A 12,953-nucleotide genomic window follows, 5' to 3' on the forward strand; every position below is an offset into this window, starting at 1 on the left:
AGTCGGGCGCCCTGGGGGATTGTGGGTCGGTGGGGAAAACTCACCGGGGGAGAGGGAGAAAAATCAGTCGTCGTCCGGTTCCAGAATCCGGTTGCTGCTGCGGCCGCGCAGATTTTTGACCTCTTTCATGCGCGGCTCCGGATCGAGTTTGCGGGCAACCGCTTTCCGGGTGGCTTTCACAACAGCTTTCGTCGCGGGGGAGCTGACTGCGGCCTGGGCGCCACGCTTGATCTGGTCGTAGCGTTTGCGGCCCGCTTTGGTGCCCATGAGGTACCCGGCGGCTGCCCCGACAACGAACTGGATCATAAAAAACCGTTTTCCTTTCCGCGCACTGCCGACGGGGATATCCACCGGCACCAACGAAGTTGTGTGGTCCGGATTCCCATTGTACCGGTGTACCGGCCCCGGGATGGCGACGCCCACTGCAGCGAAAAAACCGGCGTTTCCTTTCCGAGAAAGGAAACGCCGGTTGCGGTGCTCCCCATACTGGACTCGAACCAGTAACCCTTCGATTAACAGTCGAATGCTCTGCCATTGAGCTAATGGGGATCATGTTTGCCGCGGTAACCGCTGCAACGAGAAGAAACTATATCCGGCACAGTCCGGGTGTGGCAAATCGGCCTGTAAAAGGGGTGAAAGACACAGCTGAGCCACCCAATTCGCGGAATACCGGCATGGGGTGGATATACTTAGCTGGCTGCCAGTGACGACCCGGTGACGGGATCTTCAGGTGGCAGTGGCGGGGCTATAGCTCAGTCGGTTAGAGCCGCGGACTCATAATCCGTTGGTCGTGGGTTCGAGCCCCACTGGCCCCACTGTGTGGAAATCCCCGGTTGTCACCAACCGGGGATTTTCTTGTTTTTCGCTGGTTGGACCCTATGCGGGGTATCAGTCACAATGTGTTGGTTCAACTCTGGTGGCGTCACAAGGTGACGGGCAACGACTTATATCGGGCACGTTCTGGGCACGGGCAACGGCTCGAAACAACCAGTGTGGCAACGAGCACGGCCGTCATTGTCTTCGGGCATGTTCCAGGGGGCCACGGCGCCGCGTTGAGGTGCACCGCACTGCACGGTGTGCAATGTCCAGCTTATGCAGTGGCTTTCCTGGTGCGGGCGTGCGGCACAGCCGGTCGTGCACCCCGGGCCACGGGGGAGGGGGTGGGCTCGATTTCCCACCAGATCAACCGAACGACGCTGCGGATGGCAACGACAATGTCGCGGGACACGCCGCCGGGGTGTGCTTGACAATGACCCGGTTTTTTACTGTTGGTTGGCGCTGGGACAGGGGTGTTGTCCCGGTGGGTTTCCCGGCCACAGTCCTTGTGGTGTCTGCCCGGACAGGAACCTGCAGACAGTGCGTGACTGCCTGCCCCTCCGGGGAGCAGGATCGGTGTCTTTGACGGCGACGATTGCCTGATTGCCCTGCTTGATACCCGCCGGGGTCGGGCAAAAAGTTGTGGCGCGCTGGTCTGTGGGGTTGCCGGTCATGAATGCCTGCGCTCCTCATGCCCGGCTCACCTGGAAGGTCGTCATAGTGTCAGCGTCGGCACGCGGGCGGGTTTTTGGGGCGGCAGGTGGGGCGCAGTCGGGGGAGATGAACACGACCGGGACTACGGGGTGCACGTGCACGGGATTGAATGGTGGTGGCGCCTGGCCGCATGGCCCTGTGCCAGGGGGTTTGTCACCTGCCACAGCAGTATCCGGGTACCGGAACCAGGATACGGCACAGACGTGTTGCACCGCGGTGTCAGTGGACATCCGGCTGCCCTGCCAGCCCTCTATCGCATGGGCGTGGGGCGGACGGCTCCGGTTGCGTATATGAGCTGGTGCGGATGTCCACCAACAACACAACACCACCGCACCGGGAGCGGTTGCGGTGGTGTGATGTGATGTCAGACGCGGTGGAAGTGTTCTTACATCTTCACAGCCGGCAGCGGCAGGGAGATGCCGGGAATCATGCCGCCCACGGCTGCTGCCGCCAGTCCACCCAGGACCGCCAGAACAGCCAGCACGCCGATGACCGGTCCGCCAGTTTCCCCACTGGAACCCTTGGCCGTTTCAGTGTTGCCCTCACCATGATCGTTGTCATGACCGTCTCCATGGTCATGGCTGTGGTCGTGGCAGTGATCGGCAGGTGTCACAGAAATATTTATCTGTGAAATACGGAAGCCGTCACCATCTTGTGCCGGAGTCGTATTTTTGAGGATGAACTCGGATGTCTCTCCCTTTTTGAAAACCGGGGCTTTACCCTCAACGTTCATCTCGGCAAGAGTGTTGGACTCTGCGAAACCGGCAAGTTCTTTGTCTTTCGCCTTTTTCTTCGCGGTTACCGTAGCTTTACTACCCTCGATCAGGACAGTGAGATTGGCCCATTCATTGTTTTCTTCCTTGTAGACCGGAAGAGTCTCGTTGATGTGGAGTTTCGCCTCGTTTTCGGCGTCAATGTGGCTGTGCCAAAAAACGCTTCCGTTCATCGTCTGCTCTTTGTCGCCGAGGACATACGTGATATCGGCTGTTCCTTCTTTGCCTTGTTCACTGGCGACGAGATGGCAGTGGGACATACCGTGGCCGCCGTCATGATCGTCATCGGCCCAGGCCGCAACGGGGCTTAAAGCCTGTGCGGCCATGGTGGCCGCACACGCCACAGCGGCTGCTGTCTTCTTGTACCGGCCGGAAAATGTTGTGTGGTGGGTGGTCAAGAGTGCCTCCTGTAGGAAAACGGGATCTGATGGGGTTGGTGACGACGATGGCCCGCCCCGGCGACAGTTCACGTTGTCCGCGGGGTGGGCGAATCTCGCACCCTGCGGACAACCATACATGATTTCATGACAACTGTTTTCATTAGCGCATTGGCTTCCCCGGCCGTGGCGCAGGTTCTGGCTGTTGCCACGAAACAACAGATCCGGGATGTTGTGCGGTCCCCGCCGGGGTTTCCGGCGGAAAAACAGCAGTGCCCTACCGCGGGAGTGGGGTTTGTCTGGCGAGTTGGCCCTGACGGAGGGCGGCTGCACCGGCGGCTGCCGGATCATGAAGTGGTGGGTTTCCGGCACCACTGCACCGGTGGGGCCCGCGTTGGATCAACTTTGTGGGGGTGCAGCCGCCGCATGAGCGCCATGCCGGATGCACCGGCCGGAACACCACGCTTTCCCGCACTTGCCGGGGTAACTGGTCCCCATTTTTTCCTGACGGGTCGATCCCGGGGCAAAGCCGGGCAGGCGATGTGCGGGGGCATGCCGGGACTGCGCGCGGTTTCCGGTTGGTGTGTGGGGTGAAACGGGTCCCGACGCTGGTGGGCGGGTACCTTTATTGGGTTCCCGGTCTATTTGGAACAGACAGACCGGTATATTTCGTGAATGGTAGTTGTAGCTGCGGTAATGGCGGATTTGTGTGTTGTCTTCCGCGGCTTTATGGCCTTTTTTCGCGGGGCTGGATTGACTTTGCTGGACACTGCGGTCTATGTTGCTTGATGTGAACGAACGCAGGAACTTCCCCCATGGCACACAGATGGTGTGCAGATGTTCCCGGTGCTGTCCGTGCGGCATGTGTCCGGGGATCGCCGGTGGCGCGCTGGTCTAGCGCACCTTTGACGTATCCTTTCTCGTTTTCATTCCCCACATCCTGCCGGTGGAACAATCCGGCCAAGCCCCCGGGGCGCCGATCTTTTCCGTGCCCGTGCGTGATGGCTTGGACCCGCAGCCCTCCACCACAGGCGGGTCCCCTTTATTTACCGAAAAAGAAAGTCAGTTATGTCCGCAACAACTGTGTCCACCGGCAGTGCGCCGGTGGGGCAAAAGGAAAAAAAGAAGTCGTTTTTCACCGGCTTCGGCGCCCAGGTCATCATCGGTCTTGTTGTCGGTGTTGTTTTGGGTCTTGTCGGCGCCCGCGGCGGTGATTCGACCGCCTGGATTGTCACCGCTTTGGGCGGGATCGGCTCGGCCTATGTGACGCTGCTGAAGCTTCTCATTCCGCCGCTGGTGGTTACCGCTGTGGTGACCTCGATCGCGAATCTTCGGCAGGTCCAGGGGGCGGCGCGGCTGGCCGGCCAGACCCTGGTGTGGTTTGCTGTTACCGCTTTTGTATCGGTGATCGCCGGTATCGCGGTCGGGTTGATCCTCAACCCCGGCAAGGGCGCCGGGGTGGATGCCTCCACCGCGCAGGATGTCGGATTTGTCGGCAGCTGGTGGGCGTTCATCGAGTCGATCATCCCGTCGAATATCCTCGGCCTGGAGATCAGCGCCCGCTCGTCGGGGGACTCGATTACCGCCCGGCCCGGTTTCAATGTTCTGCAGCTGTTGGTGCTGTCGATCGCCTTCGGCATCGCCGCGGTCCAGTCGGGTAAAAAAGCCCAGCCGGTCATCGACTTCGCGGAGTCGCTGCTGGCGATCGTGCAGAAAGTGCTGTGGTGGATTATCCGCCTGGCACCGATCGGCACCGCCGGTCTGATCGGCCGGGCCGTGGCCACCTACGGCTGGGATGCGATTGGTTCGCTGGGCAAGTTCGTGCTGGCCATCTACATCGGTCTGGCGATTGTACTGGCCGTGATCTACCCGGCGGTACTGAAACTCAACGGCCTGCCGGTGAGGCATTTCTACCGCAAAATTTGGCCCGTGACCTCTTTGGGGTTTGTCACCCGTTCCTCGATGGGCACGATGCCGGTGACCGAACGCACCACCGAAAAAGCCCTCGGTGTGCCGCGCTCCTACGCCTCTTTCGCCGTGCCGCTGGGCGCGACCACCAAGATGGACGGCTGCGCTGCCATCTACCCGGCTATTGCGGCGATTTTCGTCAGCGGTTTCTACGGTGTTCCGCTGTCCCCGGTCGATTACCTGCTGATCATTTTCGTCAGCGTCATCGGTTCGGCGGCAACGGCCGGCACCACCGGTGCGACCGTCATGCTGACGTTGACCCTGTCGACTCTGGGGCTGCCGCTGGAAGGCGTGGGCCTGCTGCTGGCTGTCGAACCGATTGTCGATATGGGCCGTACCGCCGTCAACGTCACCGGGCAGGCCCTGGTGCCGCTGATTGTCGCCAAGCGTGAAGGCATCCTGGATGAATCGGTGTTTGTCTCCGAAGCCGGTGCCGATACAGCCGACTGGGATGATGAGGCAGGCGATGGCAATAACGCGGCAGCTGCAGGCGCCGACAATGATGAGCTGATTTTTGCCGGCGGCGCTGCCGGACACACAGACCGTGGCAGCTCATCCGGGAGTGGCTATGCGGAAGTGGCAAGCCGCTGACCGGATATCGGGCCGGGGTGAGTCCCGCCCGGCAACAATGGTGCACAAACCCGGCACCATTGCGGTACCGGGCGGCAGCCCCGGCCTGATGCGCCGGGAAGACTAGAAAAACACGGCATAAGCCCCGCGGGAGGAACACCGGCCGGCCACCAGGTGGTGGCGGAGTCCGTTCACCCGCGGGGCTTGGCGCATGCGCCCGGCAGCAGGCCTGTTTACTGCCCTGGTGCCGGGGCATCTGCCGGTTGTCACTTTCTCGGTCGTGTGAGACCTGAAATAAACGCGGCGATCAGGCCGACAAGCGCCAGGCCGACGAAGCTGCCGACGGTAATCATCATGACGCCCACCCCGTATAAGCCGGTGGGGTCATCGCGTGAGAAGTCGATGAAAACAATCGCCCCCAGTCCGACAGCGGCACCGGCGGCGGCGCCGAAGGCCCCGTCGCGCCGCAGAAACCAGCCGCAGACAACTGCCACGGCGATCATGATCAGCGCGCCTGCAATCACCTGCCACGGCTGGTAGGGGCCGTGCACGCTGCCGTCCGCCTCGGTGTAGTAGCTGTTGTCGAAGAAAAACAGCGCCAGCCACATCACCACACCGGTGACAGCGCCCAGTCCCGCGGCGCGCACAAACCGCGCCCGGGGATTCAATTGCTGATGAAGCAACATGCGTGTGTCCTCCATGGTGCCCCAGGCTAGTCCTGCCCTGATGCAACAATCACCTAGCGCCTGTGCGGCGGGGGTTTTCCCGCGGGCAACACCTGTGTGACAATTGCACCCATGCAAGGTGTGGACCCGACGATTCTCGCACTGTACAAAATCCTCGATTTGATCGGTGTGGTGCTCAACGGGGCGATCGGCGGAACCATCGCCCGGCAGCGCAACTTCGACATCATCGGTTTTGTGTTTCTGGCGATTTTCTCCGCCCTGGCCGGCGGCATGATCCGCGATACCCTCATGCAGCGGGGAACACCTGCGGCCATCGCCCAACCGTCGTATATGGGGTTTGCCATTCTGGGTGCCCTGCTGGCCCTGGCGGTCAATCTGAAAGGCCGCAAATGGGAGCTGTTCAAAGTCCATGGTGACGCCGTTATTTTGGGGGTGTGGACCGTCACCGGTTCGATCAAGGCGCTCACCTACGGCATGCCGGCGGCTTCTGCGGTGTTCATGGGGGTGTTGACCGCCGTCGGCGGCGGCATGATCCGCGATATCGCCATCGGCACGATTCCGTCGGTGTTCGGCGGCAACACCCTCTATGCCACTCCGGCGATCACCGGGGCCGCCACCATGGTTGTGTTCCACATGATGGGCCTGGATGCCGTCGGCATGATCATGGGCACTGTGGTGGGCGCGGGTTTTGCCATCACCGCCTACTGGCGTGGTTGGGTTTTGCCGATGAACAGCGAATTCGCCCCGGTGAACATGACTGCCGCCCAGCTGCGGCGGATGCTCAAACAGGCCGAGAACAAAGGCCGCCGGGCCGGGCTTGAGGCCGGTGCCACCCAGGGCATTGCAGCCGGTATCGCCCGCGGGGCAAAAATAGGGTCTCTGCGGCAGCGCCGGCGGTGGCGCAAAGAGCTGAAAAAAGGTGAACTCACCCGGTCCGAACTCGACCGGATCATCGCCCAGCGGCTGGATCAGGCACACAATCCGACCACCTCACCGTTATCCCCGGCGCAGGGGGATCCGCGCACCTGTGACGCCACCGGAAACATCCCGGACCCAGACCCGGGCAGCGGCCCGGACAACCGCGGCAACGACACTGGGCGGCGCTGAAAAACCGCCGCGGCCCGGGGGACCGGCCGGTGCGGAGGCAACGCTTGGGCGCGGCAGGTGGCCGGGGGGTTAACTGCGGGCAGTGGCCACACGATTGCCGGCGGCGGGATCAACCTCGGCGCGGGAAGCCAGCACCATGCACCCGGCGAGGGTGGCCGTAAACCCGCCCAGGGCCAGGGCAGTAAAACCATGGCGGATGTCATCGCCCAGCCACACCACACCGACAGCCGAGGGAAGCACCGTCTGGGTGGCGAAACTGACCGCGGTCACCGTTGTCACCGGCGCCATATCCAGGGCGGTGCCGTAGGCGATGAGGCCTGTGACCCCGCCGACAACAATCGCCCAGGCCATGGGGTCGGCAGCCAGGCTGACAGGATGTCCCGGAATCACCAGCAGCCGGGACGAGATCCCGACGACGGCAAAACCCACCCCGGCGGCCGCCGCCAGAACGACCCCGGCTTTTCCCGGCGTGACCACGGCCCTGGTAACCGGCACCAGGAATCCGACTACGGCCACAGCTGCCAGACACAACCATCCGACCATCCGGCCCACCGCCACCGCCGGTCCCGGATCAGCACTGACCGACAAGGCCACCAGACCGGCCACCACCGCAGCAAGTGCCGCCATCTCTTGTCCGGAAAGCCGCTGTTTGAGAAAGACCACCGCCAGCACCGCGGTGACCGCCACCGAGGAGGCGATCGCCGACTCCACCAGAAACAGCGGCAGTATCCGCAGCGCGGCGAAACTGGAGACGTAGGCGATGAAGTCGAAGCACAAACCGGCCGCGAAAGGCCAGCCGGCCAGGATCTTTTTTCTCCACCCGCCACCGGTGGCGGCCATACGGTAAACCCCCACCGCCTGGGCTATGGTGCCCACCCCGTAGCCGACGGCCGCCGTCAGTGCACCGGCCAGGGCCATCACTGCGCCTGTAGTCATGGGAAAATCATAAATCCCGGCCGGGCGGGCAATGGCCGTCGGTGACGCAAACCACCCGCGGCAGAGCCGATAGACTCGACGGTTATGGTATCCCCCAAAGCTTCTGCCCAACTGGCACACCTGATCGGGACCTGGCCGGTCGACACGTATGCCGCAGCCGTGATCGACAACGGCCGGCTTCTTGCCGCAGCCGGTGCCACAGACACCGTGTTCCCGCTGGCCAGTGTGACCAAACCCATTGTCGCCTATGCGGTGATGGTGGCCGTTGAAGAAGGTGTCTTCGACCTGGATGATCACCTGGGGCCTGAAGGATCAACAGTCCGGCACCTGCTCGCCCATGCCTCCGGGGTGGGATTCGACAGCCCCACGCCGCAGAAAAAACCCGGCGAACGCCGCATCTACTCCTCGGCCGGCTACGAGATTCTGGCCGACGCTGTGGGCGAAGCATCCGGTATCGATTTCCCCGACTACCTGCGCCAGGCGGTGTTCGAACCGCTGGGCATGACCCAGTCGCGGCTGGCCGGCTCTGCCGGGCACGGCATGGAATCGACCGTGGATGATCTTGTGGCTTTCGCCTGCGAGGTTCTCGAGCCGACACTTCTTGCCCCCGCCACCGTCGAAGAGATGACTGTCTGCCAGTTCGAGGGCCTGGACGGTGTGGTCCCCGGATACGGCATGCACAAGCCCTGCCCGTGGGGGTTGGGCTTTGAGATCAAAGCGGCGAAAACCCCCCACTGGACCGGCGCCACCATGCCGGCGGACACCATCGGGCACTTCGGCCAATCCGGTACCTACCTGTGGATCCACCGGCCGACCGGCCGCGCCGGGATCGCGGTGACCAACCGGGATTTCGGCGACTGGGCACAGCCGTTGTGGGCCGAAACCAATGACGCCATTTGGCGGGCCCTGGACCACTAGCGTGACACGGTCCCTCACGCTCAACTTCAGGTTGAGACATTGGGGGTAGCCTGCGCAAAGCAGGGTTGCCGGTGTGACTGGCGGGGCTTAAAAATAGGGGACATACACCATGTGGCAGATGTGGCGGCTGAAATGCAGGGGAAAGCTTCAGCCGCTGCCGCACCTGGTTCGTCCGGTCGCGCCCGGACACGGTCATGTCCATAATTTTTTTACCCAACCGCGGGAAAAAGTTCTCGGATGGCACGCACTGTGCCGGGAACTGTTGTCCCGCCCGGAGGTGGGACATGCCCCCACGTCACCGTGACTGTCCGGCGCGCCGCCCGATCATCAACGAGGCCGTAGGGGAAGACGTACCTCGTCTTGGGGCAACCCGATCAATCACGCGCGTATGGCTCCGCCTGCTTTTTGCCGGCGGCGGTGCCGCAGCAGTGTCTGCGGCCACCGTGGACCGGACCGCCGTGGCCAAGCCGGGTTGCCGCCAACCGCACCAAGGATACAAACCCCAAGGATGTCTTCCATGCTTTCCACCGCCTACTGCCCGGCACACACCACGCCCGGCACACGCCACCACACCCCCGCCCCGGCCCGCCACACCGGTGGTGTGTGCCACCCGGTGGCCGAGGAGCAGGTGCGGGCTGTCATCGCCGTCGACAGAATGCCGAAAACCCTGCGTTTGACCATCGAACAGGCCATGTCGGTGTGCCTGAAATCGCAGCCGGAACCCGCCCCCGCCGGTGCCGATCCCTTCGATCTGGGCTGGTGCACACGCTGGGTGAGCCAGCCCGGCGGGTTGACCGCCTGCCGGCAGACAGTCACCGCCACCGCCGGGGAAATCGACCACCTGCAGGCGATTGTCGAGGGCCTGGCCCGCAGCCGCAATTTTTCGGCCAGCGTACGGCTGGTGTAGCGGCAACCGGCTAGACGTCGGCGTAGCAGCCGTCACCGAAGGGATCATCGACCCGGTCGACCAATGCGGCCACCGAATCAATCATGGCGGTGGGCCGGTAGGGGAATTTCTCCACTTCCGTCTCATCCGAAATCCCCGATTTCACCAGCACGGTGCGCATCCCGGCTTCCAGCCCGGCTTTGACGTCGGTGTCCATCCGGTCACCGATCATCACGGTGCGCTCAGAGTGCACCCCCAAGTGATTGAGCGCCGAACGCATCATGATCGGATTGGGTTTCCCGACGAAATAGGGGTCTTTGCCGGTGGCGGCGGTAATCAGGGCCGCCACCGCGCCGGTGGCCGGAAGCACACCCTCCGGGGCGGGACCGGTGACATCGGGGTTGGTGCAGATAAACTTCGCGCCCCGGTTGATCAGCCGGATGGCGGTGGTGATTGCCTCGAAAGAATAGGTGCGGGTTTCACCCAGCACCACATATTCGGGATTGACTTCGGTGAGAATCCACCCGGCCTTGTGCAGGCCGGTCGTCAGCCCCGATTCGCCGACCACATAGGCGGTGCCCTGGTCGAGCTGGCTCTGCAGGAAAGCAGCGGTCGCGGTGGCCGACGTCCAGATTCGTTCCGGCTCGATGGTAAGGCCCGTGGCCTCCAGCCGGGCGGAGAGATCCCGCGGGGTGAAAATTGAGTTGTTCGTCAGCACCATGAACGGGATGTTTTTCTCCCGCAGGGCAGCCAGGAACCGGTCCGCCCCGTCGATCATCTGGCCCTCTTTGATCAGAACGCCGTCCATGTCGGTCAAGTATGAAATCGCCATGGCCCCGATTGTGCCACTGCTGTGGCCACCCGTGGTTCTAGACGCCGCTACGGCGGGAATCAATCAGTGTTTCCAGCTGCCCGAGCGTGGTCGACGGGGTGATGTCCTCGTCGGTGATGCGAACCCCCAGTTCATCTTCGATACGGATGGCGATTTCCACCCGGGCTATGGAATCAATGCCCAGTTCAGCCAGACCGGCTTCCGGGCGGAGATCCTCCTCATCGACGCCGGCGGCGCGGATCACAATGGTGGACAATGCTCCCGCGGTGGTGCTGGCGCCGGTGTCGTCACCGTCCTCGGGATCATCCAGAAAAGCCTGCAGGGCAGTGGGATCAATGGTGGCCACGGCGGACACTCCTCGGGTTTTCTGCGGTGTGAAATAAAAAAGCGAAGCAAAAAGTCAGTCTAGCCGGTGGCGCTCCGGGCCATCCGGCGGGGGAGAAGGGCCCGGGGCAACACCCCGGTACTTCTCGATTAGGGTGGAGGGAATGGGTTCGCCCGCACCGGCGGACCTGGTAGACCACGGCTTCAAGGAGGCGGCACCGTCATGGGCATTGCTGTACCACGGCTTGTTGGGGCACTTCGTCGGCTGGCGCTGCGGGTCAGTGAACCCGGCAGACAGCATCTGGACAAAGTCCGGGACCGGATCCACGACGACAGCCGGCGCCCGGGGCTGGCGGATATCGATGAGGAAACCACCATCGACGGGCCCGTGTGCCGCCTGCACGTCTACTGGGCCGGGCCGAAAGATCCGGCGGTGACCGTGGTGTTCATCCACGGTTTCACCCTGGCGGCGGAAGCGTTTTTCAGCCAGGTCGACTACATCCGCGAACAGTTTCCCGATGCGGCATGCCTGCTTCTGGATGTGCGTGGCCACGGCGCCACCGGTGAAGTGCGGGAGGAGTATCTCACCGTCGACGGTACCGCCGATGATGTGGAGGCCGCCGTCACGGCATTCGCCCCGACCGGTCCGCTGATCCTGGTGGGCCATTCGCTGGGGGGAATGACCGCCCTTAATCTCATGCGGCGCAAAGACCGCCGGCTGACTTCCCGGGTGGCGGGCCTGGTGCTGATCAATACCGCCTCGGCGCCGATGGCCAGTTCCGGAACACCGATGATCCTGGACACGAAAGTCGGCAAACGATTCATCGACGCGGTCACCGACGACAAAGAGGAAACCGATGCGATGCGGGCGAATCTGAAAGAACTGCTCGCCCCGGCCCTGGCGGCCACGGTTTTCCACAACGACGGGGTCGATTTCGACATTGTCGAATTCCACGCCTCGATGATCAACAACACCCCCACCTCCACGTTCACCGGCTTTTACCCGGATCTGCGCGACCACGCCGAAACCGCGGCCGGACAAGCAATCAGGGATCTGCCCGGCTGTATCCTGGTGGGCGCCAAAGACCAGGTCACTCCACCGGATCAGGCACAGGCTTTGAGCCGGATGTGGCCGGCCGCGGATGTGGTGGAAGTGGACGGCTGCGGCCACATGCTGATTCTGGAGGCCCCGGGAAAGGTCAATGACGCCATCGGCGGGCTCGTCGAAAAGGTCACCGACCTGACAAGGAAACACCCCGACCGTTCCCGGGCGCGGGCCGACTGCCGGGAAGCGCAGGATGCCCGTGACGATTACGGCGATCCGTTGACAAGCGGCAACCGGGATGATCCCGGCTACAGGCATTGCCCCGACGGGTGCGGTGACTGCGGCGGCAATTAGGAAAGCAGCCCGGGGCGCCCGGCAATCCCGGAACCTGCGGAAGCTTTCAGTAGCGCGCCGGTTCGGTGGTCACGGTGGTGTCCCCCAGCAGCGAGCGGACGGTGATTTTTACCGTGGGGGAACCCGGCCGTGGGGTGAAGGTTTTCCCGGTGGTGTCCCCCAGCAGGCCGAAGCCACTTATCTCCACACCGATGGTTTCCGGGATGGTGACCCTCACATCACCCATGACGGTCAAGACCGTGATCTCGGAAACATCGGCGGTGATGCGGGCACGGGTCAAATCTAAAATCACATCGCCCATGATCAGCGTCAGGGAGGTGTGCGGGGCCAGGGTGAATTCCCCGGAGCGGATGATATCGCCCATCAGGCTGAAAAAACTCGACTGCGCTACCGGCTGCCGGGCACCGGTATCCGCGGCCCCGGTGACCGGTCCGACGGGTGCGGTTACCCGCTGCAGATCACCTGCGGTGGCATCGACAGCCCAGATGACTTTCGTGATGTCGTCGAATTGGCCGAGCGTGATGCGGCCGTCCCCGACGGCATCAACCGCCAGCTGCTGTGCCCGGTGACGCACCGGCGAATCGGCGGGCAACGGTTCATTGGTGGGCTGTGGTGCGCCGGTAGATGCCATAGGCACCACCATAGAC

The 12,953-nt window shown here is 63.1% G+C and carries 11 protein-coding genes, 2 tRNA genes and 1 pseudogene; 6 read left to right on the plus strand and 8 right to left on the minus strand.

Annotated elements, in window-relative coordinates; translation table 11 throughout:
• Nucleotides 1-63: 63 nt before the first annotated feature.
• The gene (locus tag JZY06_RS06460; protein WP_207278698.1) at nucleotides 64-306 is read right to left on the minus strand and encodes a hypothetical protein; all 243 of its coding nucleotides are present in this window, start codon (nucleotides 304-306) and stop codon (nucleotides 64-66) included.
• Between the two features lie 171 nt (nucleotides 307-477).
• Nucleotides 478-549 (minus strand) — tRNA-Asn (locus JZY06_RS06465).
• Nucleotides 550-741: 192 nt separating this feature from the next.
• Here JZY06_RS06465 and JZY06_RS06470 point away from each other — a divergent pair.
• Nucleotides 742-815: transfer RNA gene (locus JZY06_RS06470), tRNA-Ile, on the plus strand.
• Between the two features lie 1,100 nt (nucleotides 816-1,915).
• Here JZY06_RS06470 and JZY06_RS06475 read toward each other — a convergent pair.
• Nucleotides 1,916-2,701 (minus strand): hypothetical protein, encoded by a 786-nt coding sequence (locus JZY06_RS06475; protein ID WP_207278699.1) that lies wholly within the window; start codon nucleotides 2,699-2,701, stop codon nucleotides 1,916-1,918.
• A 1,047-nt stretch (nucleotides 2,702-3,748) separates the two neighbouring features.
• On the opposite strand from JZY06_RS06475, the gene JZY06_RS06480 reads away from it, so the two are divergent.
• On the plus strand, nucleotides 3,749-5,239 hold the full coding sequence (locus JZY06_RS06480; protein ID WP_207278700.1) for a dicarboxylate/amino acid:cation symporter: 1,491 nt from the start codon (nucleotides 3,749-3,751) through the stop codon (nucleotides 5,237-5,239).
• A 245-nt stretch (nucleotides 5,240-5,484) separates the two neighbouring features.
• Here the strand turns inward: JZY06_RS06480 and JZY06_RS06485 are convergent, their stop codons facing one another.
• Nucleotides 5,485-5,904: a hypothetical protein gene (locus JZY06_RS06485; RefSeq protein WP_207278701.1), complete on the minus strand. Its 420-nt coding sequence runs from the start codon at nucleotides 5,902-5,904 to the stop codon at nucleotides 5,485-5,487.
• 111 nt (nucleotides 5,905-6,015) lie between these two features.
• Between JZY06_RS06485 and JZY06_RS06490 the strand changes: the two are divergent.
• Nucleotides 6,016-6,708 (plus strand): annotated as a pseudogene (locus JZY06_RS06490) (trimeric intracellular cation channel family protein); the annotation flags it as partial.
• Nucleotides 6,709-7,080: 372 nt separating this feature from the next.
• On the opposite strand, the gene JZY06_RS06495 reads toward JZY06_RS06490, so the two are convergent.
• Nucleotides 7,081-7,947 carry a hypothetical protein gene (locus JZY06_RS06495; RefSeq protein ID WP_207278703.1) on the minus strand — a complete coding sequence of 289 codons (867 nt, stop codon included), beginning with the start codon at nucleotides 7,945-7,947 and terminating at the stop codon, nucleotides 7,081-7,083.
• 84 nt (nucleotides 7,948-8,031) lie between these two features.
• Here JZY06_RS06495 and JZY06_RS06500 point away from each other — a divergent pair, with 84 nt between their 5' ends.
• Nucleotides 8,032-8,865, plus strand: a complete 834-nt coding sequence (locus JZY06_RS06500) for a serine hydrolase domain-containing protein (protein ID WP_207278704.1) — start codon at nucleotides 8,032-8,034, stop codon at nucleotides 8,863-8,865.
• A gap of 508 nt (nucleotides 8,866-9,373) precedes the next feature.
• On the plus strand, nucleotides 9,374-9,772 hold the full coding sequence (locus tag JZY06_RS06505) for a hypothetical protein (protein WP_207278705.1): 399 nt from the start codon (nucleotides 9,374-9,376) through the stop codon (nucleotides 9,770-9,772).
• A gap of 10 nt (nucleotides 9,773-9,782) precedes the next feature.
• Here JZY06_RS06505 and JZY06_RS06510 read toward each other — a convergent pair whose 3' ends face one another.
• Entirely contained in the window at nucleotides 9,783-10,583 is an 801-nt protein-coding gene (locus JZY06_RS06510) for an HAD-IIA family hydrolase (protein WP_207278706.1), read from the minus strand.
• Nucleotides 10,584-10,620: 37 nt separating this feature from the next.
• Nucleotides 10,621-10,929: an acyl carrier protein gene (locus JZY06_RS06515; RefSeq protein ID WP_207278707.1), complete on the minus strand. Its 309-nt coding sequence runs from the start codon at nucleotides 10,927-10,929 to the stop codon at nucleotides 10,621-10,623.
• 201 nt (nucleotides 10,930-11,130) lie between these two features.
• On the opposite strand from JZY06_RS06515, the gene JZY06_RS06520 reads away from it, so the two are divergent.
• Nucleotides 11,131-12,306: an alpha/beta fold hydrolase gene (locus JZY06_RS06520; protein WP_207278708.1), complete on the plus strand. Its 1,176-nt coding sequence runs from the start codon at nucleotides 11,131-11,133 to the stop codon at nucleotides 12,304-12,306.
• A 46-nt stretch (nucleotides 12,307-12,352) separates the two neighbouring features.
• Here JZY06_RS06520 and JZY06_RS06525 read toward each other — a convergent pair whose 3' ends face one another.
• Nucleotides 12,353-12,937 (minus strand): LiaF domain-containing protein, encoded by a 585-nt coding sequence (locus tag JZY06_RS06525; protein WP_207278709.1) that lies wholly within the window; start codon nucleotides 12,935-12,937, stop codon nucleotides 12,353-12,355.
• Nucleotides 12,938-12,953 lie beyond the last annotated feature (16 nt).

Source organism: Corynebacterium mendelii (assembly GCF_017307055.1).
Taxonomy (GTDB): Bacteria; Actinomycetota; Actinomycetes; order Mycobacteriales; family Mycobacteriaceae; genus Corynebacterium; species Corynebacterium mendelii.

Coding starts and splice junctions, on each gene's coding strand:
- JZY06_RS06460 (WP_207278698.1), bottom strand. CDS start 306: ATGATCCAGTTCGTTGTCGGGGCAGCCGCCGGGTACCTCATGGGCACC.
- JZY06_RS06480 (WP_207278700.1), top strand. CDS start 3,749: ATGTCCGCAACAACTGTGTCCACCGGCAGTGCGCCGGTGGGGCAAAAG.
- JZY06_RS06485 (WP_207278701.1), bottom strand. CDS start 5,904: ATGTTGCTTCATCAGCAATTGAATCCCCGGGCGCGGTTTGTGCGCGCC.
- JZY06_RS06495 (WP_207278703.1), bottom strand. CDS start 7,947: ATGACTACAGGCGCAGTGATGGCCCTGGCCGGTGCACTGACGGCGGCC.
- JZY06_RS06500 (WP_207278704.1), top strand. CDS start 8,032: ATGGTATCCCCCAAAGCTTCTGCCCAACTGGCACACCTGATCGGGACC.
- JZY06_RS06505 (WP_207278705.1), top strand. CDS start 9,374: ATGTCTTCCATGCTTTCCACCGCCTACTGCCCGGCACACACCACGCCC.
- JZY06_RS06510 (WP_207278706.1), bottom strand. CDS start 10,583: ATGGCGATTTCATACTTGACCGACATGGACGGCGTTCTGATCAAAGAG.
- JZY06_RS06520 (WP_207278708.1), top strand. CDS start 11,131: ATGGGCATTGCTGTACCACGGCTTGTTGGGGCACTTCGTCGGCTGGCG.
- JZY06_RS06525 (WP_207278709.1), bottom strand. CDS start 12,937: ATGGCATCTACCGGCGCACCACAGCCCACCAATGAACCGTTGCCCGCC.